At 74.2% G+C, this 26,721-nt stretch carries 22 protein-coding genes; 12 read left to right on the top strand and 10 right to left on the bottom strand.

Annotated features, from left to right (window positions below; translation table 11 throughout):
- Positions 1 to 201 precede the first annotated feature (201 nt).
- Positions 202 to 1,353, bottom strand: a complete 1,152-nt coding sequence (locus ACFYP3_RS25115; protein WP_388836557.1) for an ROK family transcriptional regulator — start codon at positions 1,351 to 1,353, stop codon at positions 202 to 204.
- A 55-nt stretch (positions 1,354 to 1,408) separates the two neighbouring features.
- On the opposite strand from ACFYP3_RS25115, the gene ACFYP3_RS25110 reads away from it, so the two are divergent.
- The 3 genes from ACFYP3_RS25110 to ACFYP3_RS25100 all read left to right on the top strand — a co-directional run bounded on the left by ACFYP3_RS25110 (position 1,409) and on the right by ACFYP3_RS25100 (position 4,890).
- Positions 1,409 to 2,647 (top strand): MFS transporter, encoded by a 1,239-nt coding sequence (locus ACFYP3_RS25110; RefSeq protein ID WP_388836554.1) that lies wholly within the window; start codon positions 1,409 to 1,411, stop codon positions 2,645 to 2,647.
- A gap of 94 nt (positions 2,648 to 2,741) precedes the next feature.
- On the top strand, positions 2,742 to 4,139 hold the full coding sequence (locus ACFYP3_RS25105; RefSeq protein ID WP_388836552.1) for a uracil-xanthine permease family protein: 1,398 nt from the start codon (positions 2,742 to 2,744) through the stop codon (positions 4,137 to 4,139).
- A gap of 76 nt (positions 4,140 to 4,215) precedes the next feature.
- A complete protein-coding gene (locus ACFYP3_RS25100; protein WP_388836549.1) occupies positions 4,216 to 4,890 on the top strand; it encodes a DUF5995 family protein in 675 nt (224 codons plus the stop codon).
- A gap of 106 nt (positions 4,891 to 4,996) precedes the next feature.
- Here the strand turns inward: ACFYP3_RS25100 and ACFYP3_RS25095 are convergent, their stop codons facing one another.
- The 3 genes from ACFYP3_RS25095 to ACFYP3_RS25085 form a co-directional block, all read right to left on the bottom strand.
- On the bottom strand, positions 4,997 to 6,694 hold the full coding sequence (locus ACFYP3_RS25095) for an NAD(P)/FAD-dependent oxidoreductase (RefSeq protein WP_030706416.1): 1,698 nt from the start codon (positions 6,692 to 6,694) through the stop codon (positions 4,997 to 4,999).
- Between the two features lie 40 nt (positions 6,695 to 6,734).
- Positions 6,735 to 7,535 carry a carbon-nitrogen hydrolase family protein gene (locus ACFYP3_RS25090; RefSeq protein WP_388836546.1) on the bottom strand — a complete coding sequence of 267 codons (801 nt, stop codon included), beginning with the start codon at positions 7,533 to 7,535 and terminating at the stop codon, positions 6,735 to 6,737.
- Positions 7,536 to 7,733: 198 nt separating this feature from the next.
- Positions 7,734 to 8,153 (bottom strand): hypothetical protein, encoded by a 420-nt coding sequence (locus ACFYP3_RS25085; RefSeq protein WP_388836543.1) that lies wholly within the window; start codon positions 8,151 to 8,153, stop codon positions 7,734 to 7,736.
- Positions 8,154 to 8,635: 482 nt separating this feature from the next.
- On the opposite strand from ACFYP3_RS25085, the gene ACFYP3_RS25080 reads away from it, so the two are divergent.
- Positions 8,636 to 9,352 carry a GNAT family N-acetyltransferase gene (locus tag ACFYP3_RS25080; protein WP_388836540.1) on the top strand — a complete coding sequence of 239 codons (717 nt, stop codon included), beginning with the start codon at positions 8,636 to 8,638 and terminating at the stop codon, positions 9,350 to 9,352.
- Positions 9,353 to 9,432: 80 nt separating this feature from the next.
- Entirely contained in the window at positions 9,433 to 9,732 is a 300-nt protein-coding gene (locus ACFYP3_RS25075) for a WhiB family transcriptional regulator (protein WP_388836537.1), read from the top strand.
- A gap of 31 nt (positions 9,733 to 9,763) precedes the next feature.
- Here ACFYP3_RS25075 and ACFYP3_RS25070 read toward each other — a convergent pair whose 3' ends face one another.
- Both ACFYP3_RS25070 and ACFYP3_RS25065 read right to left on the bottom strand, forming a co-directional pair.
- Positions 9,764 to 10,219, bottom strand: a complete 456-nt coding sequence (locus ACFYP3_RS25070) for an Lrp/AsnC family transcriptional regulator (RefSeq protein ID WP_007262967.1) — start codon at positions 10,217 to 10,219, stop codon at positions 9,764 to 9,766.
- A 10-nt stretch (positions 10,220 to 10,229) separates the two neighbouring features.
- Positions 10,230 to 11,711 carry an amino acid permease gene (locus tag ACFYP3_RS25065; protein WP_388836534.1) on the bottom strand — a complete coding sequence of 494 codons (1,482 nt, stop codon included), beginning with the start codon at positions 11,709 to 11,711 and terminating at the stop codon, positions 10,230 to 10,232.
- Positions 11,712 to 12,135: 424 nt separating this feature from the next.
- Here ACFYP3_RS25065 and ACFYP3_RS25060 point away from each other — a divergent pair, with 424 nt between their 5' ends.
- From ACFYP3_RS25060 to ACFYP3_RS25030, 7 genes are all read left to right on the top strand, one after another.
- Positions 12,136 to 13,155 (top strand): GDSL-type esterase/lipase family protein, encoded by a 1,020-nt coding sequence (locus ACFYP3_RS25060; RefSeq protein WP_388836531.1) that lies wholly within the window; start codon positions 12,136 to 12,138, stop codon positions 13,153 to 13,155.
- Positions 13,156 to 13,273: 118 nt separating this feature from the next.
- Positions 13,274 to 14,227, top strand: coding sequence for an SCO0930 family lipoprotein (locus ACFYP3_RS25055; RefSeq protein ID WP_388836568.1), 954 nt, complete (start codon positions 13,274 to 13,276; stop codon positions 14,225 to 14,227).
- A gap of 166 nt (positions 14,228 to 14,393) precedes the next feature.
- Positions 14,394 to 15,221 carry a LytR/AlgR family response regulator transcription factor gene (locus ACFYP3_RS25050; protein WP_388836528.1) on the top strand — a complete coding sequence of 276 codons (828 nt, stop codon included), beginning with the start codon at positions 14,394 to 14,396 and terminating at the stop codon, positions 15,219 to 15,221.
- Between the two features lie 196 nt (positions 15,222 to 15,417).
- On the top strand, positions 15,418 to 15,693 hold the full coding sequence (locus ACFYP3_RS25045; protein WP_388836525.1) for a hypothetical protein: 276 nt from the start codon (positions 15,418 to 15,420) through the stop codon (positions 15,691 to 15,693).
- 189 nt (positions 15,694 to 15,882) lie between these two features.
- The gene (locus ACFYP3_RS25040) at positions 15,883 to 17,640 is read left to right on the top strand and encodes a cation acetate symporter (protein WP_388836522.1); all 1,758 of its coding nucleotides are present in this window, start codon (positions 15,883 to 15,885) and stop codon (positions 17,638 to 17,640) included.
- 5 nt (positions 17,641 to 17,645) lie between these two features.
- Positions 17,646 to 18,881, top strand: a complete 1,236-nt coding sequence (locus ACFYP3_RS25035; RefSeq protein ID WP_388836566.1) for a sensor histidine kinase — start codon at positions 17,646 to 17,648, stop codon at positions 18,879 to 18,881.
- 85 nt (positions 18,882 to 18,966) lie between these two features.
- Positions 18,967 to 21,762, top strand: coding sequence for a LuxR C-terminal-related transcriptional regulator (locus ACFYP3_RS25030; RefSeq protein ID WP_388836519.1), 2,796 nt, complete (start codon positions 18,967 to 18,969; stop codon positions 21,760 to 21,762).
- Here the strand turns inward: ACFYP3_RS25030 and ACFYP3_RS25025 are convergent.
- The 4 genes from ACFYP3_RS25025 to ACFYP3_RS25010 all read right to left on the bottom strand — a co-directional run bounded on the left by ACFYP3_RS25025 (position 21,726) and on the right by ACFYP3_RS25010 (position 26,705).
- Entirely contained in the window at positions 21,726 to 22,262 is a 537-nt protein-coding gene (locus ACFYP3_RS25025; RefSeq protein ID WP_388836516.1) for a sigma-70 family RNA polymerase sigma factor, read from the bottom strand. The two genes, ACFYP3_RS25030 and ACFYP3_RS25025, sit on opposite strands and share 37 nt — an antisense overlap.
- 384 nt (positions 22,263 to 22,646) lie before the next feature.
- Positions 22,647 to 24,110 (bottom strand): GuaB1 family IMP dehydrogenase-related protein, encoded by a 1,464-nt coding sequence (locus tag ACFYP3_RS25020; RefSeq protein ID WP_388836563.1) that lies wholly within the window; start codon positions 24,108 to 24,110, stop codon positions 22,647 to 22,649.
- A 115-nt stretch (positions 24,111 to 24,225) separates the two neighbouring features.
- Positions 24,226 to 25,383: an XdhC family protein gene (locus tag ACFYP3_RS25015; protein ID WP_388836513.1), complete on the bottom strand. Its 1,158-nt coding sequence runs from the start codon at positions 25,381 to 25,383 to the stop codon at positions 24,226 to 24,228.
- Positions 25,383 to 26,705 (bottom strand): IS701 family transposase, encoded by a 1,323-nt coding sequence (locus tag ACFYP3_RS25010; protein ID WP_388836510.1) that lies wholly within the window; start codon positions 26,703 to 26,705, stop codon positions 25,383 to 25,385. The genes ACFYP3_RS25015 and ACFYP3_RS25010 overlap by 1 nt, the downstream gene beginning before the upstream one ends.
- Positions 26,706 to 26,721: the final 16 nt, after the last annotated feature.

Below are 26,721 nucleotides of genomic sequence, written 5' to 3'. Positions count from 1 at the left end.
GGTGCCTACCGCAGTGCGGCGGAGATATCCGACCTCCCGACACGTTCGGCGCCCGAGGAGACGCCCCGGCGCGCGCCCACCCCCACCCCAACCGGCCCAAGCGGCGCAGCCAAAGCGCGCCCGCCCCCACCCCAACCGGCCCCCACCCCGCCGACCCCGCCCAAGCGGCGCAGCCACCCGCAGCCAAAGGGCCAGACCGTGCTACCCCCCGAACAGCACCTCCTGCGCCGCCTCGCGGGCGGCCAGGCGGGCGCCCGTGAGGACCGCGCGGTCGCCGAGCGCGGTGGCGCGGACCGCGGTCGGGACCGGGGAGAGGGTGGCGAGGCGGGCGGCGACGCGGGCGGCCAGCGCGTCGCCCCCCGCCCGGCCGAGCTCACCGCCGAGGACGATGCAGCCCGGGTCGAGCAGCGCCGCCACCGCCGCGGCGCCGAGCGCGAGCCGCTCGGCCAGCGCCTCCAGGAACACCTCCCCGCCCGCCCCGGCCACCGCCTCCTCCACCGGCCCCCGGAAGCCGTGTTCCGCCGCGAGCGCCGCCACCGCCTCCCGGCCCGCCAAGGCGTGGAAGCCGCCCCCGCATTCGGTGGCCGACGGCAGGGTGCCGGTGCCCGGTACCGGGAGGAAGCCGATCTCGCCCGCCCCGCCGGAGGCGCCCCGGCGCAGCCGGCCGTCCAGGACCACCGCCGCGCCCACGCCCGCGCCGAGCCACAGGAGCACGAAGGAGTCCAGGTCGCGGGCGACGCCCAGGCGCTGTTCCGCGAGGGCGGCCAGATTGGTCTCGTTCTCGACCACCACGACGGCGGGCAGGGTCCGTTGCAGGGCGGCCACCAGGTCGCGGTGCCAGGCCGGCAGGCCGATGGTGTAGCGGAGTTCGCCGGTGGCCGGGGTGACGAGGCCGGGGGCTCCGATGACGACGGTGTGGAGGGCGGTCGCCCCGGCCTCGTGCGCGGTGCGCAGCAGGGCCGCGACCGCGTCCTCGGGTGCGCCGACGGGCAGGGCGGCCTCCGCCAGGGGCCGGCCGAGGAGGTCGGTGACGACGGCGGTGACCCGGTCGGTGCGGACGTCCAGGGCGGCCAGGTGGGCGCGGTCGGCGACGATCCCGTACAGCTTGGCGTTGGGGCCGCGCCGCTGTGCGCCGGACTCGCCGACGACCTCGATCAGCCCGGCTCCGGTGAGGCGGTCGACGAGGTCGGCGACCGAGGGGCGGGAGAGGCCGGTCTTGGACTTGAGCTGGGCGGCCGTCAGCGGTCCGGACTCCTGGAGGAGCCGCAGGGCGAGGCGGTCGTTGAGGGCCCGGGCCGTGCTGGGCGAGGCGGGGGACGGTACCGGGGCGGGGGCGGAAGTCACGGCGCCCATCCTAGGGAGTGCGGGCCGTTATCTATCAGGCAGGGTCCCTGATAGTTTATTTCCCATGACCGGGGACCACGACCTCAGCCCGGCGCGCCTGCGCCATGCCCGTTCCGCCATCGCGGCCGTCTTCTGCGCCCACGGCGCCGTCACCGGCTCCTTCGCCACCCGCATCCCCTGGATCCAGGACCACGCCCAGCTCAGCGCGGGCACCCTGGGCCTCGCCCTCGCCTTCCCCGCCCTCGGTGCGGCGCTCGCGATGCCGCTCGCCGGGCGGATCAACCACCGGTTCGGCGCGCGCACCGCGCTGCGGGGGCTGCTGGCGATGTGGACCCTCTCCCTGATCCTGCCGAGCCTCGCCCCGAACCTGCCCGTCCTGTGTCTGGCCCTGCTCGTCTACGGGGCCACCGCGGGCATGTCGGACGTGGCGATGAACGCGCTGGGCGTGGAGACCGAGAACCGGCTGGGCCGCTCGATCATGTCCTCGCTGCACGGCATGTGGAGCGTGGGCGCGCTGCTCGGATCGGCAGCCGGCACGGTCGCCGCGCACACCGGGGCCGACGCCCGGCTGCACCACCTGGTCGCCGCGCTCGTCCTCACCGCGGCCGGGCTGATCGCCGTACGGGGCGTACTGGACCTGCGCGGCGACGCGGAGGCGCAGGCACCGCCGCACTTCGCGCTGCCCCCGAAGTCCGCGCTGTTCATCGGGGCCATCGGGTTCTGCGCCGTCTTCGCCGAGGGCGCGAGCCTGGACTGGTCGGCGGTGTACCTGCGGGACGTGCTGCACACGGACGCCGGGCTCGCGGCCGCCTCCACCACCGCCTTCGCCCTCACCATGGCCGTGGCCCGGCTGGCCGGGGACCGGGTGGTGGACCGGTTCGGGCCGGTGCGTACCGTCCGGGCGGGCGGCGTCCTGGCCACCGCGGGCGGGCTGCTCGTGGTCCTGGCGCGGCACCCGGGGGCGGCCCTGGCCGGCTTCGGGATGATCGGGCTCGGGATCGCGGTGGTGGTCCCGCTGGCGTTCGCGGCGGCAGGGCGCAGCGGGCCCGCCCCGGCGCAGGCCATCGCGGGCGTCGCGACGATCACGTACACCTCGGGGCTGATCGCGCCGTCGGCGATCGGCGCGGTGGCCGACGCGAGTTCGCTGGTGGTGTCCTTCGGACTGGTCACGCTGCTGGCCTTCGCGCTGGTCGTGGGCGCCGCGGTACTGCGCCCGCGGCCGCCGGTGGGGCAGGCTGGGGGCGGGACCGGCGAGAAGGCCGGTCCGGCCGATCGGGACGAACCCATCGATATCCGGCCGTAATATGTCGACTGGCCGCAGCGGCACTTCCCGTGCGCTGCGGCCTCGACGTGTCGGCGGCCGGCGCTGGGGAGCGTCCGGGGAAGAGGAGTGGAACATGGGCCTCGGCGTGGGCTGGACCCTGCACGGAGACGGGCGGACGCCCGCCCCCGGCGCGGTGGTCCGGCCGGAGGAGCGGCTGTCGTGGCCGCGGACCGCCGGGCTGGGCGCCCAGCACGTCGTGGCGATGTTCGGCGCGAGTTTCGTCGCACCGGTCCTGATGGGGCTGGATCCGAACCTCGCCATCATGATGTCCGGCGTCGCGACGGTGATCTTCCTCCTCGCGACGCGCGGCCGGGTCCCCTCCTACCTGGGCTGCTCGCTGTCCTTCGTGGGTGTCGCGGCGGCGATCCGGGCGTCGGGCGGGGACAGCGCGGTCGTCACGGGCGCCGTGTTCGTCGTCGGCGTGGCGCTGTTCCTGGCCGGGCTGGCCGTCCGGCGCTTCGGGGCGCGCGTCATCCACACGGCGATGCCGCCCATCGTGACGGGTGCGGTGGTGATGCTGATCGGCTTCAACCTGGCTCCGGTGACGGCATCGACGTACTGGCCGCAGGACCAGTGGACGGCGCTGCTGACCATGCTGTTCACCGGGTTCGCGGTGGTCTGCCTGCGCGGCTTCTGGTCGCGCATCGCGATCTTCCTGGGGCTGGTCTTCGGGTACGCGCTCTCCTGGCTCTCCGACCTGCTCTTCGGGAAGATCCACTCGACGGTGGGCGGGGAGGCGGCCGTGGACCACTGGCGCCTTGACCTCTCCGCGGTCGCGAAGGCCGACTGGGTCGGCCTGCCGTCCTTCCACGGGCCGTCCTTCGAGTGGTCGGCGATCCTGATCGCGCTGCCCGTGGTGATCGCGCTGATCGCCGAGAACGCCGGTCACATCAAGGCCGTGGGCGAGATGACCGGCGACCCGCTCGACGACGAGCTGGGCACGGCCATCGCGGCGGACGGCGCCGCGTCGATGCTGTCCACGGCGGTCGGCGGCCCGCCGAACACCACGTACAGCGAGAACATCGGCGTCATGGCGGCCACCCGCGTCTACTCCACGGCCGCCTACTGGGCTGCGGCCGCATTCGCGCTGCTCTTCGGCCTGTGCCCCAAGTTCGGCGCGGTCGTCGCCGCGATCCCCGGCGGCGTGCTCGGCGGCATCACCGTGATCCTCTACGGGATGATCGGCCTGCTCGGCGCCCAGATCTGGATCAACGGCGGGGTGGACCTGCGCAATCCGCTGAACCTGGTGCCGGCCGCGGCGGGCATCATCATCGGCGTCGGCGGGGTGAAGCTCCAGATCACCGACACCTTCGAGCTGGGCGGCATCGCGCTGGGCACGATCGTGGTGATCGGGGGCTATCACGCACTGCGCTGCCTGGCTCCCGCGCACCTGAAGCCGCAGGAGCCCCTGCTCGACGCGGGCACCTCCGCGTACGACGACGGCGGGGAGGCGCAGGGCAAGCCCCGTTGACGGGGTTTCGCCCGAACCGGGGAAGCGTACGGCCAAGTTCCCCGGTTCCGCGTCGGCGCCTGCGACCCTGCCTCCCATGGAAGCGGTGCTGGCGCGGATGCGCGCCCTGGACGAGCGGCTGCCGCCGCAGGACGGTGTCGCCGTCTTCAACCGGGTCTACCTGACGGTGACGGAGACCCTCCACCACCGGATCGAGCACGGGTGTTTCCCGGCGCCCCGGCGGGCGGCGACTCTCAGCGTGCGGTTCGCCGAGCGGTACCTGACGGCGGTGGAGGCGGACCGGGCCCCGGCCTGCTGGCGCCCGCTCCTCCAGTACCGGCGCCACCCCGGGATCCGCCCGCTCCAGCACGCGCTGGCCGGGATCAACGCGCACATCGGGCACGACCTGGCGCTCGCCGTGGTGGCCACGTGCGGTGAGCTGGGCTGCGAACCGCGGGCCCTGGAGGCGGACTTCGACCGGGTCGGCGACACGCTGGTCTCGCTGGAGGAACACATCCGGGAGGACCTGATGCCGGGCCCCGACCTGCTGGAGGTCGCCGACCCGCTGACGCACCTGCTCGGCTCGTGGAGCCTGGAGCGCGCCCGGGCCGGCGCCTGGGCGACGGCCCGCCTGCTGTGGACCCTGCGCCGCTCCCCCGAACTGGCCGCGGAGTTCACGGCCTCCCTCGACGCGGGCGTGGGCCTGGTGGGCCGCTGCCTGCTGACCCCCGTCGCGGCGGGCGCGCACCACGGTCTGCCGAGCCGCCTCTGACCCGGGGGCCCGTACGGTCGGACGAAGGCGGCGGGCATGAGAACGGGCCGCCGGCCCGCGTGCTGACGTTCGCGGGGCGGCGGCCCGTGATCAGGGGCCGGGAGGGTCAGTCCTCCGGGAGTTCGACCGGGGCGATCTCGTCGTAGACGTCGCCCGGGCCCGGGTTGGTGGCGTCCGTGGAGCCGCCGAGGTGGTGCATGACGCCCCAGACGGCGTTGAGGGCGGTCTGGACCGCGCCCTCGGCCCAGCCGGCCGTCCAGGAGATGTCGTCGCCCGCGAGGAAGATGCCGCGCTTGTCCTCGGGGAGGCGGTCCTGCATGAAGTGGGTGAACAGGCGGCGCTGGTAGCGGTAGTGGCCCGGGAGGTTGGCCTTGAACGCGCCCATGAAGTAGGGCTCGTTCTCCCAGGACACGGTGACCGGGTTGCCGATGATGTGGCGGCGGATGTCGACCTTGGGGTAGATCTCGCCGAGGGACTTCAGCATGACCTCCATCCGCTCGTTCGCGGACAGCGGCAGCCACTTCAGGCTGTCGTCGCACCAGGTGTACGAGAGGCAGATGACGGCGGGCTTGTCCGGGCCGTTGTCCAGCAGGTAGGTGCCGCGGGTCATGCGGTCGGTGAGGGTCATCGACATGACGTCGCGGCCCGTCTCCTCGTCCTTGTCCAGCCAGAACGGCCGGTCGACGGGGACGAACAGCTTCGACGACTCCATGTAGTGGGTGCGCTCGATCGCCGTCCAGTGGTCGATCGGGAACAGCGTGTCGTCGCACTCGATCTGCGACAGCAGCATCCACGACTGAGCCGTGAAGATCGCGGCGCGGTACGTGCGGATGTCGCCGGAGGAGTCGGTGACCGTGATGCGGTTGCCGGCCGTGCGGTGCAGGCGGGTGACCGCCGGGCGCGGGGTGCCGTCGTGCAGGGAGGACAGCGAGGTGCCCTGGGCCCAGTGCACGATCTTCTCGGGCTCGCGCTCCCACAGGCGCAGCGGCAGCTGCTGGGAGCCGCCGACGATGCCGCGGTGGTGGTCGTCGGCCTCGGTGTAGACGACGCGCAGGATCTCCAGGATGGAGTTCGGGAAGTCGGTGTCCCAGCCGCCCGTGCCGAAGCCGACCTGGCCGAAGATCTCGCGCTTGCGGAAGGACTTGAAGGCCTCCGACTTGCAGAGGAAGCCGTAGAAGGTCTCGTCGTCGAGCTTCTCGACGAGCTTGGCCCAGATCTCGCGGATGCGCGGGACGTCCCGCTCGCGCATCGCGGTGTTCATGTCGGAGAAGTCGGCGCCCTCGTCGAGGCAGGCGTTCCACGCGGCGGACACGTCGCGGTAGATCTGCGGCAGGTCCGCGATCGTCTCGGCGTAGTGCGTCTCGCCCTTGAGGTCGACGACCGTCGAGGGGGTGGACTCGGCGAGCGGGTTCGGGAAGGGCTCCGTCACCAGGCCGACGAGGTCGATGTAGTGCTGCAGGGCCGTGGAGGACGGCGGGAAGCGCATGGCGCCCATCTCCGCGGTCAGTTCCTCGGTGCCGGCGCCCTCGAAGCCGACGGTGCGCAGCCGGCCGCCGATCTGGTCGGCCTCGTAGACGACGGGCTTGAGGCCCATCTTCATCAGCTCGTACGCCGAGATGATGCCGGACAGGCCGCCGCCGATGACGGCCACCTCGGTGCCGAGCTCGGTCGCGGGTATCTGACCGAGACCCGCCGGGTGGGCGAGGAAGTCGTCGTACGCGTACGGGAAGTCCGGGCCGAACATGGTGATCGGCGGCTGTCCGTCGCTGTGCGGGACGGCGGTGGTGGGCACCGTGGACGTCATGGGGGTACGTCTCCTTGCGGCAGGGCTGGGGGAAGAGGTCTTAGACGAGGGAGGCGTAGAGCCCGGGGCGGCGGTCCCGCAGGTAGGGGTTGGTCTCGCGGGATGCCGCCAGCAGCTCGGGGTCGGCCTCGCCGAACACCAGCTCCTCGCCGCGTCCGGCCCGGGTCCGGGTGACCCCGTCGGGGCTCGCCAGGCAGCTGAGTCCGACGAACTCGAACTCGCCTTCCGGGCCGGTGCGGTTGACGTACGCGATGTACATCTGGTTCTCGAAGGCCCGTACGGGGACGAGCTGTTCGGCGACGAACTGGAACGGGTGCATCTGCGCGGTCGGCACCAGGAGGAGGTCGGTGCCGGCGAGCGCGTGCGCCCGGACGTTCTCGGGGAACTCCACGTCGTAGCAGATCATGATGCCGATGCGGAGGCCGCCGAGGTCGGCCTGGACGACGGGGGTGTCGCCGGGGGTGAAGGCGTCCTGTTCGAAGCAGCCGAAGAGGTGGGTCTTGCGGTAGTTCGCCAGACGCACCCCGTCGGGGCCGATGAGCTGCGCCGCGTTGAAGACGGCGCCGTCCCCCCGCTCCGGGTAGCCGTACAGGACGGCGACGCCGTGGCGGCGGGCGATCTCGCCGATGGCGACGGCGGACGGGCCGTCGGCCGCTTCGGCGAGCCCGGGGATGTCCTGGAGGTCCAGCGCGTAGCCGGTCAGGAACATCTCCGAGGTGACGAGGAGCCCGGCCCCGCGCTGCGCGGCGCGCGCCGCCGCCTCGTCGAGCGCCTTGAGGTTCTGGGCGGTGTCGCCGAGAACTCCGGAGCTCTGGAGGAGGGCGGTGCGCAGCGCAGGCATGGACTACCTCTGTGGCAGGAGGGGTGGGGTCATACGACGGTACGTTCGCGCGCTCCACCCGGACAAGCCGTGACCGTTGCGCTGCGCGCATCGATTCGTTGCGTGTTCCCCGACGGGCGCGGCGATTCGTTGCGCGGGGCCCGCGCAGGCTCCCCGGGGACCCCGGCGGAGCCTCGCGGCCCCCTGCGTCGGCCCCTGCTACGCGGCCTTGCGGAAGGCCGGGTGGCCCGCCAGGAAGTGCAGGTCGTCGAGGATGTCGGGGGTGTGGTCGGAGACGACGCGGCCGCTCCAGGTGTCGACGAGGGCCGGGGCGGTCCCGGTGGCGTCGAAGTGGTGGCCGGCGGCCTCGTACGCGAGCCGCAGCGCGGTGTACCCGGCCGATTCGCCGGCGGAGCCGGCGCCCGTGCCCGTGGTCGTGGTCGTGGTCGTGCCGAGGACCGTGGTGGCGACGGAGTCCTCCAGGCCCAGCAGGGCCAGGGCCGCGGCCACCTGCCGGGAGCGGGGACAGTCGGCGCGCAGGTACAGGCGGTAGCGGTGCGGGACGGGCGAGAACCCGGCCCCGATGCGGCCGCGCGCGGCGGGGGCCGGGCCGGTGCGGGGCAGGACGGTGTGGGACATGGCTCTCCTGGGATGGCGCGGGCGGCGGCCTGGGCGCACGGCGGCCAGGTCACGGTGGTGGCCCGGGCGGCGCGCGCCCCGGGCGGGGCGGCGCTGCGCAGGCCGGCGCTCCGGGCGCCGTCGCGCACGCCCGGTCCGGGTCACTCGTCTGCGAGGGTCAGCCGCGCGGGCCGAATGCGCTGCACACGCGCAGGAGGTCGATGTGCAGGCGCCGGGTCAGCCACCAGCGCCGCAGGGTCGGGGCTCCCGGTTCCGCCGTCCAGGCCGTGTCCACCGGTGCTCCACCCCCGTCCCGTCCTCGGCCCGTCCCGGGCCCGCCCTCGGACCGTCCCGGCCCCGGCGGCCCACGTCGCGGTGGCTAGGCTTCCCACGACGGGCACGTTCGTCGCGGCCGTCCCCCGCAGTTTCGTGGCGGCGCCCGAGGCCGTCAAGAAGGCGGCCGCGGACGATCGTCGCCGCCCCACGGAAGGAGTCCCGCACCCATGTCCCCCGAGACCGGAACCCTGTCCGACAGCGCTGTGCTCGACAACCCGGTCTGGGCGGCGCTGACCGGCACCCACCGCGCCTTCGCCGAGCTGGGACCGGCGGGTCGGGCCGGCCGCTACGCCCGCGACACGTCCCCCTTCGCGGCGCTCCGCGACCCGGAGGATCCCGGGGCGTGGGCGGACCTGGCCGCGCTGGTGGGACCCGGTCGGGAGGTCTGGGTGACCGGGCTGCCGACCCCGCCGCCGGACTGGGAGACGCTGATGACGGTGCCGGGCGTGCAGCTGGACGGCCGGGCGGTACGGGCCGAGGCCGCGCCGGAGGCGGTGCCGCTGGGGCGCGGCGACGTACCGGAGATGCTGGAGCTGGTCGGGCTGACCCGGCCGGGCCCGTTCCTGGACCGGACCGTCGAGCTGGGCACGTACCTCGGGATCCGCCACGAGGGCCGGCTCGTCGCGATGGCCGGGGAGCGGATGCGGCCGGCGGGCTGGTCGGAGATCAGCGCGGTGTGCACCCACCCGGACCACCGGGGCCGGGGCCTGGCCGGCCGGCTGACCCGTGCGGTCGCGGCGGCGGTCCGCGAGCGCGGGGACAGCCCGTTCCTGCACGCGGCGGCGGCGAACACCGACGCCGTCCGGCTCTACGAGTCGATGGGCTTCACGGTGCGCCGCCGCCCGGTCTTCCTGGGGCTGCGCACACCGGCCGCGGGCGCCTGATCCGGAAGCCGTCGGCGACGGCCGGGTTTCAGGGCGGTGCGAGCGGTCACACGCGGGACAACCCACGGAGAGGAACTGCCATGACCGACGTCTCACGCCTGCCCGGCTCCGCGCACCACTTCTGGCAGTGGCAGTCCCGGGCGGCCTGCCGGGACCTGGGGTCCGGTCGGTTCTTCCACCCCGCCGGTGAGCGGGGCGAGGACCGCGAGGAGCGGGACGCCGCCGCGAAGCGGGTCTGCGCGGCCTGCCCGGTCCGGACGGCCTGCCTGGACCACGCCCTGCGCACCCGCGAGCCGTTCGGCGTCTGGGGCGGTCTGACGGAGGAGGAGCGTCACGCGCTCCTGGGCCGGGCCGGGATGGCCGTGTCCGCGCGGGCCTGAGCCGCCCGGGCCGGTCCGGCCCCGACGGGGACTACGCGGGTGCGCCGGAGGTGAAGCGGCGCAGCAACGGGGAGAGCACGAGGACCGATTTGGTGCGTTCCACGAAGGGCTCGCCGGCGATGCGTTCCAGGACCCGTTCGAAGTGCCGCATGTCGGAGGCGAAGACCTGGACGAGGGCGTCCGCGTCACCGGTGACGGTCGACGCGGACACCACCTCGGGGTAGCGCTCCAGTCCTCGCCGGATGTCGTCCGGCGAGGTGTTGTGCCGACAGTAGATCTCGATGAAGCCCTCGGTCTCCCAGCCCATGGCGGCCGGATCCACGCGGACGGTGAAGCCGGTGATGGCGCCTTCGGCGCGCAGCCGGTCCACGCGCCGCTTCACGGCGGGCGCGGAGAGCCCGACCTCGGAGCCGATGTCCGCGTAGGAGCGGCGGGCGTCCTCGGCGAGGGCGTGCACGATGCGTTCGTCGAGATCGTTCAGTCGCACGGGGGGTGAATCACTTCTGTTCAGCGGCCTCCTCGGCCGGGACGGCCGGGGCGGCCACAGTGGCCAGGCTGGAGCGGCGCATGCCGTAGAAGAAGTAGATCACGAGCCCGGCGGCCATCCAGCCACCGAAGACCAGCCAGGTGATTCCGGGCAGCTCCGTCATCAGGTAGGCGCAGAGCAGGAAGCCCACGATCGGGGTGACCGGGAAGAGCGCGACCTTGAAGGTGCGGTTCATCTCCGGGCGGGTCTTGCGCAGGATGATGACGGCGACGTTGACCAGGGCGAACGCGAAGAGCGTGCCGATGCTGGTGGCGTTCGCCAGCTCACCGAGCGGGATGAAGGCGGCGAGCAGTCCGCAGAAGAGGCAGACGATGATCGTGTTGACGCGGGGGGTGCCGGACTTCGGGTCGACCTTGGCGAAGACCTTGGGCATCAGGCCGTCGCGGGACATCGCGAAGAGGATGCGGGTCTGACCGTAGAGGACGGCGAAGACGACGCTGGCGATGGCGACGACGGCGCCCGCGGCCAGGATGACGCTCCAGAAGGAGTGTCCGGTGACGTTCTCCATGATCTGGGCCAGGGCGGCCTCGCTGCCCTCGAACTCCTGCCACGGCATGGCGCCGACGGCGACCAGGGCGACGAGGCAGTAGATCGCGGTGACGATGGCGAGCGAGAGCATGATCGCGCGCGGCAGGTCCTTCTTCGGGTTCTTGGCTTCCTCACCGGCGGTGGAGGCGGCGTCGAAGCCGATGTACGAGAAGAACAGCATGGAGGCGGCGGTGCTGATGGCGGTGACGCCGAGCGGGGCCAGCGGGGTGTAGTTGCCGGCCTTGATGCCCATGAAGCCGATGACGCAGAAGAGCACCAGCGTCACGATCTTGACGGCGACCATGATCGTGTTGATCCGGGCGCTCTCCTTGGCCCCGCGCAGCAGGAAGACCATGCAGAGCAGGACCACGACCAGGGCGGGCAGGTTGATGTAGCCGCCCTCGCCCAGCGGGGCGGAGAAGCCCTCGGGGATGGTGAAGCCGAGGGTGCCGTCGAGCAGCTCGTTGAGGTACTGGCCCCAGCCGACGGCGACGGCCGCGACCGAGACGCCGTACTCCAGGACGAGGCACCAGCCGCAGACCCAGGCTATGAGCTCGCCCATGGTGGCGTAGGCGTAGGAGTACGAGGAGCCCGAGACGGGGATGGAGCCCGCGAGCTCGGCGTAGGAGAGCGCCGAGAAGAGCGCGGTCAGGCCCGCGACGATGAACGCGATGAAGACGGCCGGGCCGGCGATCGGGGTGGCCTCGCCGAGGACGACGAAGATGCCGGTGCCCAGGGTGGCGCCGATGCTGATCATGGTCAGCTGCCACATGGTGAGCGAGCGCTTGAGCGCGCCGCCCTCACCCTGGCCGCCCTCGGAGACCAGCTGCTCCACCGGCTTGCGGCGGAGCAGCGGGTTGACGGGCTTCGTGGCGAGCGGTGGCGCCTGGCCGTGGTCGAGCACGAGGGGACTCCTTGTCACTGCGGATCGGGGAGGTCGGGGATGAGGCGTCGACCGCGACGATCCGGAGCAGGACAGGGCCCGACGGGGGAAGGGCCTGAGCATGGGAGGACCGCCGAGCTGGCGATCCGCCACTCCACGTACAGCGAGTGAGCCTACGAGCTGAGTGATACCGCCCGTAATGCACCATCCTTGCACATTGGCGCACGATCGTTGCGCGGATCTGTCCGGGATGGCCCTTTGTTGCGTACGGATGATCGATCGCTGCGCAGGCCTCTCCGGACCCCCTTTCTTGACACTTCGTCAGATGTGTCGCAGCGTGCCGTCCGGCGGCATCCGGCGGCATTGGTGCGAGCGGAGGCGGTGGATCCGGGCAGGGGCGGGGTACGGGTCGCCGAGACCATGCACACACGATCGGAGGCGGAGCGTGAGCAGACCGGGCGCTGACCAGCAGTGGCCGTGGCAGGATCCGCAGCCCTTCCTGCGCGGTGTCGCCTGGCTGGACAAGGGGCGACCGGTGCGGGCCGACCCGGCGGACACCATGCGGCTGCCCTGGGACACCGGCGAGCGGTCCACCCTGCCCATCGGGGTCCGGCTGGAGTTCACCACCGAGACCGCGCACGCGGTGGAGGTCCACTACCGGGCGACGCTGCCCGGGCCCACCGACGCCCTGCACGACCTCGCGCACGGCTTCGCGCTCTGGGACCGGCACGGAGTGGTCACCGAGGTGTTCACCGAACCGGCCGCGGAGGCGGTCGTACGGATCGGCCTGGGGGGCGGCACCGGCCCGTTCACCATCCACCCGCCCGAGACCCAGTCGCCGCTGGTCCTCGGCCTGCGCGGGATCGGCGGCCCGCTCGCCCCGGCGCCGACCGCCCCGCGCTGGGTGGTGCACGGCGACTCCATCACGGAGGGCTGGTGGTCCACCCGTCCCGCGCACGGCTGGCCCGCCGTCGCCGGCCGGGCGCTCGGCTGGGACACCGTCAACCTCGGCTACGCGGGAGCGGCGCGCGGCGAACTCGCCACCGCCGAGCAGCTCGCGGGCCTGCCCGCCGACGTCCTCACGCTCGCCTTCGGCACCAACTGCTGGTCCCGGGTGCCCTTCTCCGCACCCCTGCTGTACGAGACCACGCGCGCCTTCCTCGACCTGGTCCGCCAAGGTCACCCGCGGACACCGCTGCTGCTGGTCTCACCGGTGCTGCGGCCCGACGCGGAGCGCACCCCGAACAAGCTCGGCGCCACCCTGGGCGCGCTGCGCGACGCGATGGAGCGCGCGACCCGGGACCGGATCGCCGCCGGGGACGACCGGCTCGCCGTCCTTCCGGGCCGGGACCTGCTCGGTCCCGAACACCTGGAGGACGGCCTGCACCCCAACGACAGCGGACACCAGGTCCTCGGCCTCGCTGTGGCCACGGCCCTGCGGCGCGCCGGGTTCGACCCGGAGTGAGTGAAACAGCCCACACGGGCTCCCTTGAACAGATCCCTGCCACGAGGGCGTGTCCTGAGCACAGTTGCCGCCGCCGGGGGCGACGGCACGACAGACACCACACGTGGGAGAGATCAAGATGGGCATCAAGCGCGGAACCACCCTTGCAACCGTCGCGCTGGCGGTCGTCCTCGCGGCGACCGCATGCGGTCCGTCGGACGACAAGGCGGCCGACAACGCGCAGCCGGCCGGTGCCGCCGCCCAGGCCCCCGCCGCGGACGGGGGGTACGGAGCCCCCGCCGCGGACGCGGGAGCGGGCGCCAAGACCGCCGGGCAGCTGGCGATCGCCAACAGCGACCAGCTGGGCGCGGTCCTCACCGACAGCGCCGGCCTCACCCTCTACCGCTTCGACAAGGACACCGCCAAGCCGCCGAAGTCGAACTGCGACGGGGACTGCGAGAAGACCTGGCCGGTGGTCGCCGCGGGCGACGCCACCGCCACGGCGGGCATGGACCCCTCGCTCCTCGGCGAGGTCGTGCGCAGCGACGGCAGCAAGCAGCTGACGGTGGCCGGCTGGCCCGCGTACCGCTTCAACAAGGACACGAAGGCGGGCGACTTCAACGGCCAGGGCGTCGGCGGGGTGTGGTTCGCGTTCGCCCCCGACGGCAAGAAGGCCGCGAAGGCGGCGCCGCCCGCGGCCGGCGGCGGCGCCGAGGCCGGTGCGGCCGAGGCGGACGCGGCGCTCACCGTGGCGAAGGACCCCAAGCTGGGCGACCACATCGTCGACGGCAAGGGCATGACCGTCTACCGGTTCAAGCCGGACACCGCGTGGCCGATGGTCTCCAAGTGCGTCGGCGACTGCCTGGCCAAGTGGCCGGTCGTCCCCCCGGTGGCGCAGGGCAACGCCAAGGGCATCATCGAGAAGAACTACCTGGTCCTCGACCGCCCGGACGGCAAGAAGCAGCAGACCGTCAACTGCTGGCCCGTCTACACCTTCACCGGCGACAAGAAGCCCGGCGACATCAACGGCCAGGGCGTGGGCGGCACCTGGTACGCCGTCGCCCCCGACGGCAAGCTCATCACCGTCCAGTAGTCCCGGCACAGCGGCCCGGGGACGGTGGTTCCGGGCCGGCGGGTCCGGCGACACCTCCGAGCCCCCTCCAGCCCCCCACCACGGTCGCGCGGCCCCTGCCTCCCTCCCCCGGGGCGGGGGCCGCGCCCCGTTCCGCCGCGGCGCGCCCGTACCTAGACTCGGCGGCATGCTGCGCGTACTTGCCGTCGACGACGAGAAGCCGCTCCTGGAGGAACTCCTCTACCTGCTGCGCTCGGACCCCCGAGTGCTCAGCGCGGAGGGCGCCTCGGACGCCACCGAGGCCCTGCGCCGGGTCACCCGGGCACTGGAGTCCGGACCGGACGGGGCCGACGCCATCGACGTGGTGTTCCTCGACATCCACATGGCCGGGCTGACCGGTCTGGACATCGCCCGGCTGCTGGCCGGGTTCGCGCAGCCGCCGTTGATCGTGTTCGTCACCGCCCACGAGGGTTTCGCCGTACAGGCCTTCGACCTGAAGGCCGTGGACTACGTGCTCAAGCCGGTGCGCCCGCAGCGGCTGGCCGAGGCCGTCCGGCGGGCCTGCGCGCAGCTGGGCCGCGCCGAGGAGGCACCGCCGGCCGCCGCCGAGCCGGCGGCGGGCCCGTCGGCCCCGGTGCCACCGCACCGCCCCGCCCCCGAGGTCACGCCCGCCGACCGCGCACCGGAGCAGATCGCGGTCGAACTGGGCGGGGTCACCCGCTTCGTGGCGATCGCCGACATCGCCTACGTCGAGGCGCAGGGCGACTACGCCCGCCTGCACACCGACGAGGGCAGTCACCTGGTCCGGATCCCCGTGTCCACGCTGGAGGAGCGCTGGGCGGCGCGCGGGTTCGTCCGGATCCACCGCCGCCATCTGGTGGCGCTGTCCCGGATCGACGAGATCAGGCTGGACGCGGGCACGACCAGCGTCCGGGTCGGTTCGGCGGAGCTCCAGGTCAGCCGCCGGCACGCGCGGGAGCTGCGGGACCTCCTGATGCGGCACGCCACTGGCTGAAACCGGCCGGCGCCGCGGGCCGTCCGGCGCGCCCGTCCCCCGGCCGGCGACCGTCCGGCGCGCGCGGGCGCCGTTCGTCGCGCGGGGAAGGACGTACGGCGATCCGCCGGAGCCGTCGGCCGCACCGCCGGCGTGAACGGCACGCCACCGTCATCGCCCCTGCGTATCGTGGATCTTCCGGCGCGGGAGGAGCGAGATGTCCGAGATCCAGGCGCTGGTCGACGCCCTGAGCGGACTGCCCCGCACCCCGCCCGCCGGGCCCGCCGACGCGGAGGCGCTGCTGGCCCGGCTGCGCAGTGCGGCCGCCCGCTGGGCCGACGTCCTCTACGAGGCCCGCGAGGGCGTCCGCGAGCAGGTGCCGCCGCGGGCGGAGGCCGCCCTGACGCTGGCCTTCCGGCGCGCGGAGGAGTCGTACGTGGAGCTGGAGATCGCCCTGCGGGACTGCGCCGAGCACCGCGACCCGGCGCTCTGATCCACCGGCGGCGCGGGATCCCGGCGGAGCCCCCGGCGCCGCAGCGGGCCGAGCCCCGGCCGGAGCGCCGGGCAGGCTTTCTACCGGAGCCTGCGGCAGCGCCGCGGCGGGCCGGATCGTGCCTGTTGCCCGGTCCGGGCTCGTGCATAGACTCCGGGTCTCCACCCCCCTGCGCCGAAGGACCGCCCGGTGAACCAGACGTACGCGCTGACCGCGGTCGCCGTCGTCGTGGTGGTCACCGTCCTGGTCGGCGCGCTGGGCCTGCGCATATCCCGGACCACCTCCGACTTCTACGTGGCCTCGCGCACGGTGGGGCCCCGGCTCAACGCGGCGGCCATCAGCGGGGAGTACCTCTCCGCCGCGTCGTTCCTCGGGGTGGCCGGGCTGGTGCTGCTCCAGGGGCCCGCGATGCTCTGGTACCCGGTGGGCTACACGGCCGGATACGTGGTGCTGCTCGCGCTGGTCGCGGCCCCGCTGCGGCGCTCCGGCGCGTACACGCTGCCCGACTTCGCCGAGGGCCGGCTGGAGTCGCAGGCGGTGCGCCGGATCGCGGTGCTGTTCGTCGTCGGCGTGGGCTGGCTGTACCTGCTGCCGCAGTTGCAGGGCGCCGGGCTGACGCTGGAGATCCTGACGGGGGCGCCGCACTGGGTCGGCGGGCTGGTCGTGGCCTGCGTGGTGAGCGCGGCGGTGGCCGCCGGCGGGATGCGCAGCATCACCTTCGTCCAGGCCTTCCAGTACTGGCTCAAGCTCACCGCGCTGCTGGTCCCGGCCTTCTTCCTGGTGGCCGCCTGGGCCGGGGACGGGGCGCCGCGGGCCACCTTCGACGCGCCGGCGGTCTTCCGGGAGCACACCTCGGTGACCCTCGCGGAGGACGTGCGGCTGTCCCTGGACGAGCCGCTGACGGTCACGGTGACCGGGCAGGTGGACGGACGCGGATACGTGGCGGTCCCGCTGACCCTGGCCCCCGGCGGACATTCCGTACGGGCGCACGCGCGGCTGGAGTTCGCCCCGCACACGCCCGTCCCGGACACCCGCGCGGACGCCGGCCTCCGGGGGTCCAGCTGGTCGGAGCCGCTGTCCGGGGGCCGTCCGGAGCACCGGCTGTACGCCACCTACGGGCTGATCCTGGCCACCTTCCTCGGCACGATGGGCCTGCCCCACGTGGCGGTGCGCTTCTACACCAGCCCCAACGGGCGGGCCGCCCGGCGCACCACGCTGGTCGTGCTCGGGCTGGTCGGCGCCTTCTACCTGCTGCCGCCGGTGTACGGGGCGCTGGGCCGGATCTACGCCCCCGAACTCGCCCTGACCGGTGACGCGGACGCTGCGGTGCTGGTGCTGCCCGAGCGGATGCTCGGCGGACTGCTCGGCGAGCTGCTGGGGGCGCTGCTGGCCGGGGGTGCCTTCGCGGCGTTCCTGTCGACGGCTTCGGGGCTGACGATGGCGGTGGCCGGGGTGCTGCACCAGGACGTGCTGCCGGCGCGCGGGGTGCGCCACTTCCGTTCGGCGGTGCTCGTGGCGATCCTGGTGCCGCTGGGCGGGAGCGTCGCGGCCACCGACGTCCCGGTGGCGGACGCGGTGGGGCTGGCCTTCGCCGTGTCGGCCTCCTCGTTCTGTCCGCTGCTGGTGCTGGGCATCTGGTGGCGCGGGCTGACCCCGCCCGGGGCGGTGGCCGGGCTGGTCACCGGCGGCGGGGCGGCCCTGAGCGCGGTGCTGGCGACCCGGACGGGGCTGGCCCCGGCGGGCTGGACGCACACGCTGCTGGCGTGGCCGGCGGCGTGGTCGGTGCCGCTCGGGTTCCTGACGATGGTCGCGGTGTCGCTGGCCACCCGCTCGCGGATCCCGGCCGGGACGGCGGCCACCCTGGCCCGGCTGCACCTGCCGGAGAACGTGGCCGTGGACCGGGCGTGGGCCTCCCCCCGGTCGAGCGAGGGGAAGGGGCCGCGGTGACGGCGGTGTCTCCGGCCCTGCTGGCGGTGCTGGCGCTGGCGGGTGCGGCCCTGCTGCTGGGCGCGGGCTGGGCGGCCGGCCACTGGCAGGCCCGGCGCGGCGAACGGGCGGCCGGGCTGGACCTCGGGACGCCGGTGGAGCGGGCCACCTTCCACACCTTGCACACGGCTTCGCTGGCCGCTCCCCCGCTGCGCGCCGGGCTGACCGAGGACGCCGCCCGCAAGGCCGCCCGGCGGCTGCGCTCGCTGCTGGGCACGGAGGCGCTGTGCCTCACGGACCGGGAGTCGGTGCTGGCCTGGGACGGGCCGGGCGCCGACCACCACGAGCGGCGGGCGATGGCCCGGGTGGCGGTGCTGCTGGAGTCGGGGCGCAGCCAGAGCGTGCGCACCGAGTGCCAGCGGCCCGACTGTCCGCTGAAGTGGGCGGTGGTGGCCCCGCTCACCGGTGAGGACGGGATGCTGGGCGCGCTGGTGGCGTACGGGTCGCGGGAGTCGGCGGTGCTGGTGCGGGCCGCCACGGAGGTCGCGCGGTGGGTGTCCGTACAGCTGGAGCTGTCCGAGCTGGACCGTTCGCGGACCCGGCTGATGGAGGCGGAGATCAAGGCGCTGCGGGCGCAGATATCCCCGCACTTCATCTTCAACTCGCTCGCCGCGATCGCCTCGTTCGTACGGACCGATCCGGAGCACGCCCGGGAGCTGCTGCTGGAGTTCGCGGACTTCACCCGGTACTCCTTCCGGCGGCACGGCGACTTCACCACGCTGGCCGAGGAGTTGCGCTCCATCCAGCAGTACCTGGCGTTGGCGGGCGCCCGGTTCGGTGACCGGCTGAAGGTGACGTTGCAGGTGGCGCCGGAGGTGCTGCCGGTGGCGCTGCCGTTCCTGTGCCTGCAGCCCCTGGTGGAGAACGCCGTCAAGCACGGTCTGGAGGATTCCACCGAGGAGTGCCTGATCACCATCACCGCGCAGGACGCGGGCGCGGAGGCGGTGATCACCGTCGAGGACAACGGGGTGGGGATGGACCCGGCCCTGCTGCGCCGGATCCTGGCCGGGGAGCGCGGCGGTTCCTCCTCCGGCATAGGGCTGCCCAATGTCGACGAGCGGATCCGGCAGGTGTACGGGGACGCGTACGGGCCGGTGATCGAGACGGGCGTCGGGGCGGGCATGAAGGTCACCATCCGCATTCCCAAATACCGTGCGGGCGTCCACAGTTCACCGTCGGGACACCAGCCACCGCGCCCCTGAGCGACCGATGGCGTGTCATCCTGGGAGGGGCGCGACGTGACCGGCGGGGGTATCCCCCGCGGTGACTGCGGAAGGGATCGCCGACGTGCGGGTCGGGCGAGAGCGGCTTCGTGACGAGTTGTGGCAATGGGTGCGGGGAGGCGCCGAGGGCGGAGGGGGCTTCCTGGTCGTGGAGGGCGAGCCCGGCGCGGGCCGGACCGACTTCGTACGGGAGGCTTTGACGCGGGCGGCGGCCCTGGGCTGCCGCGTGCGGTACGCGGCGGCAGCCGCCCCCGGGACGGAACTGCCGCTGCAGGCGGCACTGGACTGCCTGCACCCCCGCGGCCCCGACCGGGCGGCGGTGGTCGCCCTGCTGCGGGAGGCGCGGGAGGCGGCTCGGCCGGGCGGGGCCCTGCTGGCCGCCATGGACCTGCTGACGGCCGCGGTCGAGGAGTGGTGCGCGCAGCGGCCGCTGCTGCTGGCACTGGACGACGCCCAGTGGGCGGACGCGGCCAGCCTGCTGCTGTGGCGGCGGCTGGCCGACCGGGCGGTGACGGGCCGGCTGCCGCTGCTGCTGGCGGCGGCCCGGCGGCCGCTGCCCACGCGGCCGGAGCTGGAGGAACTCTGCGCGACCCCGGGCGGCCGCGCGCTCCGGCTGGAACCGCTGTCCGGGACCGAGGCCGCCGGGCTGGTCCGGGACCTGCTGGGCGCGGAGCCCGGTCCCCGGCTGCGGGAGGCCGCCGCGCAGGCGGGCGGCAATCCGCGGCTGCTGCGGGAGCTGCTCGCGCACTGGTCCGGGCTCGTGCACGTCGACGCCGACCGCGCGGAACTCCGCGTCCCGGAGGCCGAGTTGCCGCCACCGCCCGCCTCACTGACCCGCGAACCGGACCGGCTCTCCGCACCGGCGCGCACCCTCATGCGGTACGCGGCGCTGCTGGGCCCGGCCTTCACCGCGCGCGAACTGGCCCTCGTACGCGGCGGGCCGGCCCGCGAGCTGCTCGCGGAGCTGGCGGAGCCGCTGGCGGCCGGACTGCTGACGGACACCGGCGGCTCCCTGCGCTTTCGCCAGCCGGCGCTGCGGCTCGCGCTGTACGCCGAGACCCCCGAGGCGCTGCGCGCCGCCCTGCACCAGGACGCCGCGCGGGCCTTCGCCGACGCGGGCCTGGACCCGGCCCGGACCGCAGGACAGCTGGTGCGCGGCGGCCGGCTGGCCCCTTGGGCGGTGCGCTGGCTGGCGGACTCGGCGCCGGCGCTGATCGCCGGGGCGCCGGGCGCGGCGGCCGAACTGCTGGAGCGGGCCATCGCACAGGGCGACCCGCGGGAGCGGGAGACCCGCGACGCGCTGGAGGAACGGCTGGCGGACGCGGCGCTGATGCTGCGCCGCCCCGAGTCGGTGGACCTCATCGGCACGCTGCGCGCCCGGACCACGGACCCCGACCGGCGGGCCTCCGTGGACTTCAAACTGGTCTCCGCGCTGATGATCCAGGGCGACATGGCCCGCTCCCTGGCGGTCACCGAGCGGGCGCTGGCGGAGGAGTTCCCCTCCGACGTCCTGCGGTTGCGCCTGGAGGCCTGCCGGGTGCTGGCCCTGGCCGATCTGCACCGGGCCGCCGAGGCGTACGCGCTGGCCGAGGCGGTGGTGGCGCGGGCGCGCCGGCTGCGCGATCCGCTGTGCGGAGCGGAGGCCCACCACGCCGCCTCCTACGCGCTGTTCCACCTGGGCCGCGGCCGGGACTCGCTGCGCCACGTCGCGGAGGGGATCACCTGCGCCCGGCGCAGCCCCGACGCCAACGACATGCGGTTGCTGCTGCTGGCCAACCAGGCGGAGGGCCACATGCGGTTCGACGAGCCGGGGACGGTGGCGGCGGCGCTGCGGGAGGCGCGCGGGCTGGCGGCGGCGACCCGTTCGACGGGACGGCTGGTGGTGACCGAGGCGCGGCTCGCCGAGTTCCACTACCGGCTCGGCGACTGGGACGAGGCCCTCGCCGGGGTGGCCCGCGCGTGCGCGCTGCCCGTGTCGGACGGCTGGCTGCCGGTGGTGGTGCACGGACTGCGGGCGCTGGTGCTGGGCCACCGCGACGAGCGGGACGCGGCGGGCGCCGAGCTGGCGGCCCTGCCGGCCGATGCCTTCGCGACGCCCACGGCCCGCCGCTACGCCTCCCACGTGCTGCTGGCCCGGGCGCTGCTGGCCGAGCGGGACGGACGCCCGGCGGACGCCCTGGAGGCGCTGGCGCCGGCGTTGGAGGACGGGGTCGAGGAGGCGGTGGCGTACGACCGCCCGTGGGTGCTGTCGGAGATCGTCCGGCTGGCCCTGGAATGCGGGGAGACGGCCACGGCCCGGGCGGCGGTGGAGCGCTGCGGGCGGGCGGCGCGGACCCTGGCCGAGTACCCGGGGCCGGCGCTGGCCCTGCTGCGCTGCCGGGGCCTGTTCGCGCAGGATCCGGAGCTGCTGGCGCAGGCGGTGGCGCGGGGCGAGCGCGGCGGCTGGCCGCTGGTGCTGGGCCACACCCTGGAGGACCTGGCGGTGGCGCGGGCCTGGCACGGCGATCTCGCCGGGGCGCGGTCGGCGCTGACGCGCGCGGCGGCGGCGTACGAGGAGCTGGGCGCCCGGTGGGACATCGCCCGGGCCGACGCCCGGCTGCGCAGCCTGGGCGTGCGCCGGGGCAGCCGATCGGCACGGCGCAGGCCGGCGAACGGCTGGGAGGCGCTGACCCCGGCCGAGCTGAAGGTGGCGCTGCTGGTGGCGCAGGGCCGCTCGAACCCGGAGATCGCGAGCGTGCTGTTCCTGTCGCCGAGGACCGTGCAGACGCACGTGTCGCACATCCTGGCCAAGCTGCAGGTCCGCTCGCGGGCGGCGGTGGCGGCTCAGGCGGCCGGGGCGACGGGGGTGTCGGGTCCGTAGCCGGGCATGGCGGCGCGCAGTGCCCGCAGGGCGTAGTGGGTACGGGACTTGACGGTCCCCGCGGGTACGCCGAGCGCCTCGGCGGCCTCGCAGACGGATGCCCCGCGGTAGTAGATCTGCACGAGCACGGCGCGGTGCTCGGGGCTCAGTAAGCGCAGGGCCCGGCGGACGTCGAGGGCGGCGACGGCCTGCTCGGTGCGGTCGTCGGCGGCGGCCGGGACGTGCGCGAGGGCCTCCGGGCCGACCTCTGCGGGCCGCACCAGGCGGGCCCGGCGGGCGTCGATGGCGAGGCGCCGGGCGACGGTGTAGAGCCAGGGCCGCATGGAGGCGTGGCTGCTCTCCAGGGCCTCGGGGTGCGTCCAGGCCCGGAAGAGGGTCTCTTGCAGGAGGTCCTCGGCGCGGTGCCGGTCGCCGAGGGTCAGGCCGAGGAGGAAGCCGTGGAGCGCCTTGCCGTGCTCGCTGTGCAGCCGGGCGAGGGCGTGCGGGTCGGTTCTGGCCACGAGGTGCCCCTTCCTGGTCGGGTCACCTCAGCGTGACCGACTGGCGCCCCGGAGTTATCCGCCGCATGACGTATCCACCGCCCCCCTGCGCCGAACGGTCACCCCCCACGCCGAACGGTCGCCCACACCCCGACCATCCAGCCCAGCCGCCGTTTGAGGCGCGGGGACCGGGGCCGAGCCCCGACCATCCAGCCCCGCCGGCGATCGAGACGCGGGGACCGGAGCCGAGCCCCGACCATCCAGCCCCGCCGGCGATTGAGGCGCGGGGTTCGGGGCCGAGCCCCGGTCTTGCAGCCCCGCCGGCGTTCGAGGCGCGGGCCGGTCCCGGGAACGGGTGTGGCCCCGGCGTCCGTGGAAGGACGGCCGGGGCCACGGAAGCGTCGGCTAGCTCCAGCTGGCGTGCAGCGGCTTGCCCTCGGCGTAGCCGGCCGCGGACTGGATGCCGACGACCGCCTTCTCCTCGAACTCCGCCAGCGAGCCCGCGCCGGCGTACGTGCACGAGGAGCGGACACCGGCGATGATCGAGTCGATCAGGTCCTCGACGCCCGGACGCGCCGGGTCGAGGAACATCCGCGAGGTGGAGATGCCCTCCTCGAACAGGCCCTTGCGGGCACGGTCGTAGGCCGACTCCTCGCTCGTGCGGTTCTGCACCGCACGCGCCGAGGCCATGCCGAACGACTCCTTGTAGAGGCGGCCGTCGGCGGACTGCTGGAGGTCGCCCGGGGACTCGTACGTACCGGCGAACCAGGAGCCGATCATCACGTTGGACGCACCGGCGGCCAGCGCCATCGCCACGTCGCGCGGGTGACGGACGCCGCCGTCGGCCCACACGTGCTTGCCGTGCTTCTTCGCCTCGGCCGCGCACTCCAGCACCGCGGAGAACTGCGGGCGGCCCACGCCGGTCATCATGCGGGTGGTGCACATGGCGCCGGGGCCCACACCGACCTTGATGATGTCCGCGCCGGCCTCGATCAGGTCGCGCACGCCCTCGGCGGCGACGATGTTGCCGGCCACGATCGGGACCTGCGGGTCCAGCGCGCGGACGGCCTTGATCGCGTTGATCATCGATTCCTGGTGGCCGTGCGCCGTGTCGATGACGAGCGTGTCCACGCCCGCGTCGAGCAGCTGCTTGGCCTTCTGCACGAAGTCGCCGTTGATGCCGACGGCGGCGGCGATGCGCAGCTTGCCGTCGGCGTCGGTCGCCGGGGTGTACAGGGTGGCGCGCAGGGCGCCCTTGCGGGTGAGGATGCCGACGAGCTTGCCGTCCTTGTCGACGGCCGGGGCCAGCTTGCGGTGGCCGGCGTCGAGCTTGTTGAAGGCCTCGCGGGGGTCGATGTCGGCGTCGAGGAGCAGCAGCTCCTTGGACATGACCTCGGAGAGCTGGGTGAAGCGGTCGACTCCGCTCAGGTCGTGCTCGGTGACGACGCCGACGGGGCGGCCCTCGCCGTCGACGACGACGCCGGCTCCGTGGGCCCGCTTGGGCAGCAGGGAGAGCGCGTCGGCGACCGTCTGGGTGGGCGCCAGCGTGATCGGGGTGTCGAGCACGTGGTGGCGGGTCTTCACCCAGGAGATGACGTCGGTGACGATCTCGATCGGGATGTCCTGCGGGATGACGACGATTCCGCCGCGGCGGGCGACGGTCTCGGCCATCCGGCGGCCCGCGATGGCGGTCATGTTCGCCACGACCAGCGGAATGGTGGTGCCGGTGCCGTCGGGCGAGGAGAGGTCCACGCCCTGGCGGGAACCGACCGCGGAGCGGCTCGGAACCATGAACACATCGTCGTACGTCAGGTCGTACGGCGGCTTCGAGTCATTGAGGAAACGCACGTGCTGAACATCCCAGTCGATCGGAGGTACCCCGACGGGTCAGCCGAGGAAACGCACGTACTTCATTCTCCCACGACCTGACGTTCACACGGTCCGGGCCGATCGTCCAGGACATACCGGGCTCCCTGGTTCTTTCCTACGGGACCCTGGACCCGGCGGGCCGGGCCGACTCCCTGCGGTGCACCGGGCCCCGCCGCCGGGCCAGCGGGAGCACCGATCCTCCGTGCCGCACCGCCGTGAACTCGGCGGCGATGGCCAGGGCCGTCTCCTCGGGCGTGGCGCCGCCGAGGTCCAGCCCGATGGGTGAGCGCAACCGGGTGAGCGCGCAGTCGCTCACCCCTTCCTCCCGCAGCCGTCTCTCGCGTTCGGCGTGGGTGCGCCGCGATCCCATGGCTCCCACGTAGCCCACGGGCAGCCGCAGGGCGAGCTCCAGCAGCGGTACGTCGAACTTGGCGTCGTGGGTGAGGACGCACACGGCGGTACGGGAGTCCAGGCGGCCGGCCTCCCATTCCGCGGCGAGGTGCCGGTGTGGCCAGTCGACGACGACCTCGTCTGCGGCGGGGAAGCGCTCCGGGGTCGCGAAGACGGGCCGGGCGTCGCACACGGTGACCCGGTGGCCGAGGAAGGCGCCGATCCGCGCGAGGGCGGCGGCGAAGTCGATGGCGCCGTAGACGAGGAGCCGCGGCGGTTCGGCGGCCGATTCGACGAGCAGGGTCAGCGGCTCCCCGCAGAGTCCGCCGGCCGTGCCGAGTTCGGCGGTGCCGGTGCGCCCGGCCAGCAGCAGGGCCCGGACCTGTCCGGCGGCGGCCCGGTCCAGGGCCGGGCCGCCGGCGAGCCCACCCTCGTAGGTGCCGTCGGCGTGGACGGCGAGCGCCCGGCCGAGCTGGCGGGGCGGACCGGAGACCACCCGGGCGAGCGCGGCGCGGCCCCCCGCTGCGGCGGCGTCGAGCACGGAGCCGAGCACGGACCGCACGGGGTCGACTCCGCGCACCGGGGTGACCAGCACGTCCAGGACTCCCCCGCAGGTCAGGCCCACTGCGAAGGCGTCGTCGTCGCTGTAGCCGAAGCGGTGCAGGCCGCCTTCGCCGGAGGTGATCGCGTCGAGGCACAGCTCGTGCACGGCGGATTCCACGCAGCCCCCGGAGATCGAGCCGAGGGCGGTGCCCCGGTCGTCGACGGCGAGGGAGGCGCCGGGGCCGCGCGGGGCGCTCCCGCTGACGGCCACCACGGTGGCCAGCGCGAATTCCCGCCGCGCGGCACACCACGCGCGTAGCTCGTCGGCTATGTGGAGCATCAGCGGATGTATTCGCGGCGCGGGGTCTGGCCGGGGACGTACGGGCGCGGCGGCAGTACGGCCGGGGTCGCCGGCCGGGCCGGGGCGGGCCGGGCCGCGGGGGTGGGGACGGCCGGCCGGGTGCCGACGGGTCGGGCGGGCGCGGGGTAGCCGCCGGGCAGCTGGGGCCGGGTGCCGAGCAGTCTGGCCGCGTGGGCCACGCTCGCGAGGGTGGCGTGGTGGTGCCAGCCGCGGAAGGAGCGGCCCTCGAAGTCGCGGATGCCCACCGGTTCGCAGGTCTCGGTGAAGTCCAGGGAGACCCGGTCGGTGAGTTTGGCGAGCAGGAAGAGCTGGGCGAGCGGGCGGTCGCCGATGTTGGTGATCCAGAACTCGGAGGGCAGCAGGGCGGCTTCGGTCCAGGCTCCGACGAGCAGCAGCGGGGTGGGCGGCGCGGGCAGGGGCCGGTCCTCGCAGGGGGTGGCGAGGATGGAGGCCGAGGTCAGCAGGGTCACCGCGCCTTCGGCCCGGCCGTGCCGGGTCCATTCGACGACGCGGCGCTGGGAGCGCAGGGAGTCGATGAGTTCGCGGGCGGGGGCGGTGTGCGGTCCGGGTTTGTGCCGGCCGGCGCCGCCGAAGGAGACGGGCAGGGAGCCGTCGACCTTGAAGACGAAGGGGATGTCCTGCTGCGCGAAGGACTCGATGCACTGCGGCAGATCGCCGTTGGCGACCTCCATCACCACGGGCCGGCGCTGGAGTTGCCAGGTCGCGGCCATCCGCTGGACGGCGTGTACGGCGTCCTGGGCGGGGGTGAGGGAGCGGGCGGTGTCGGGGATGCCGGCCCGGCGGCGGCGCAGGAGTTCGCTGGTCCAGGGCCCGGGGAGGGTGAGGGTCCACTCGACCGGGAAGCTGGCTTCGCTGGAGGCGAGCCAGATCCCGCTGGCCTGCTGACAGTTGGCGGTGCGGCCGAGCTGGGGGACGAACTGCCGGCCGACGCCGACCGAGCGGTCGCCGGCCTTCTCTATGACCATGGGCTGGAGCACCCAGGCCAGGGGGCGCTGCGCGGTGCGTTCGAGGTGCTGGGCGAGGGAGCGGCGGACCGGGGTCCAGTCCCAGGGGGACTTGCTGATGAACTGCTGGAGGCTCTGCTCGACGGAACTGGCCCCTGTTCCGGCTATGTTACGGATTGTTTTCTTCCCGGTGGTCCGCACCAATCCGTTCAGATAAACGCGGGCCCAGTTTCGCTGGTCCCGCCGGGGTAAGGACTCGAAGAGCAGAGAGATCAGGACGTCGATCAATTCGGAGATTTCCTTCGTGGAATCCTCCGGCAGGACTACGCGAGCCATCTGGGCCTCCCCCGCG

It is taken from the genome of Streptomyces sp. NPDC005533 (assembly GCF_042871845.1).
Lineage (GTDB): Bacteria > Actinomycetota > Actinomycetes > Streptomycetales > Streptomycetaceae > Streptomyces.
The sequence above is the reverse complement of the archived record's forward strand: the minus strand, read 5'-3'. Positions and strand labels throughout refer to the sequence as shown.

Bases quoted from the DNA above. Each gene is read 5' to 3' on its own strand.
- ACFYP3_RS25115 (WP_388836557.1), bottom strand. From the start codon at position 1,353: ATGGGCGCCGTGACTTCCGCCCCCGCCCCGGTACCGTCCCCCGCCTCG.
- ACFYP3_RS25110 (WP_388836554.1), top strand. From the start codon at position 1,409: ATGACCGGGGACCACGACCTCAGCCCGGCGCGCCTGCGCCATGCCCGT.
- ACFYP3_RS25105 (WP_388836552.1), top strand. From the start codon at position 2,742: ATGGGCCTCGGCGTGGGCTGGACCCTGCACGGAGACGGGCGGACGCCC.
- ACFYP3_RS25100 (WP_388836549.1), top strand. From the start codon at position 4,216: ATGGAAGCGGTGCTGGCGCGGATGCGCGCCCTGGACGAGCGGCTGCCG.
- ACFYP3_RS25095 (WP_030706416.1), bottom strand. From the start codon at position 6,694: ATGACGTCCACGGTGCCCACCACCGCCGTCCCGCACAGCGACGGACAG.
- ACFYP3_RS25090 (WP_388836546.1), bottom strand. From the start codon at position 7,535: ATGCCTGCGCTGCGCACCGCCCTCCTCCAGAGCTCCGGAGTTCTCGGC.
- ACFYP3_RS25085 (WP_388836543.1), bottom strand. From the start codon at position 8,153: ATGTCCCACACCGTCCTGCCCCGCACCGGCCCGGCCCCCGCCGCGCGC.
- ACFYP3_RS25080 (WP_388836540.1), top strand. From the start codon at position 8,636: ATGTCCCCCGAGACCGGAACCCTGTCCGACAGCGCTGTGCTCGACAAC.
- ACFYP3_RS25075 (WP_388836537.1), top strand. From the start codon at position 9,433: ATGACCGACGTCTCACGCCTGCCCGGCTCCGCGCACCACTTCTGGCAG.
- ACFYP3_RS25055 (WP_388836568.1), top strand. From the start codon at position 13,274: ATGGGCATCAAGCGCGGAACCACCCTTGCAACCGTCGCGCTGGCGGTC.
- ACFYP3_RS25050 (WP_388836528.1), top strand. From the start codon at position 14,394: ATGCTGCGCGTACTTGCCGTCGACGACGAGAAGCCGCTCCTGGAGGAA.
- ACFYP3_RS25045 (WP_388836525.1), top strand. From the start codon at position 15,418: ATGTCCGAGATCCAGGCGCTGGTCGACGCCCTGAGCGGACTGCCCCGC.
- ACFYP3_RS25015 (WP_388836513.1), bottom strand. From the start codon at position 25,383: ATGCTCCACATAGCCGACGAGCTACGCGCGTGGTGTGCCGCGCGGCGG.
- ACFYP3_RS25010 (WP_388836510.1), bottom strand. From the start codon at position 26,705: ATGGCTCGCGTAGTCCTGCCGGAGGATTCCACGAAGGAAATCTCCGAA.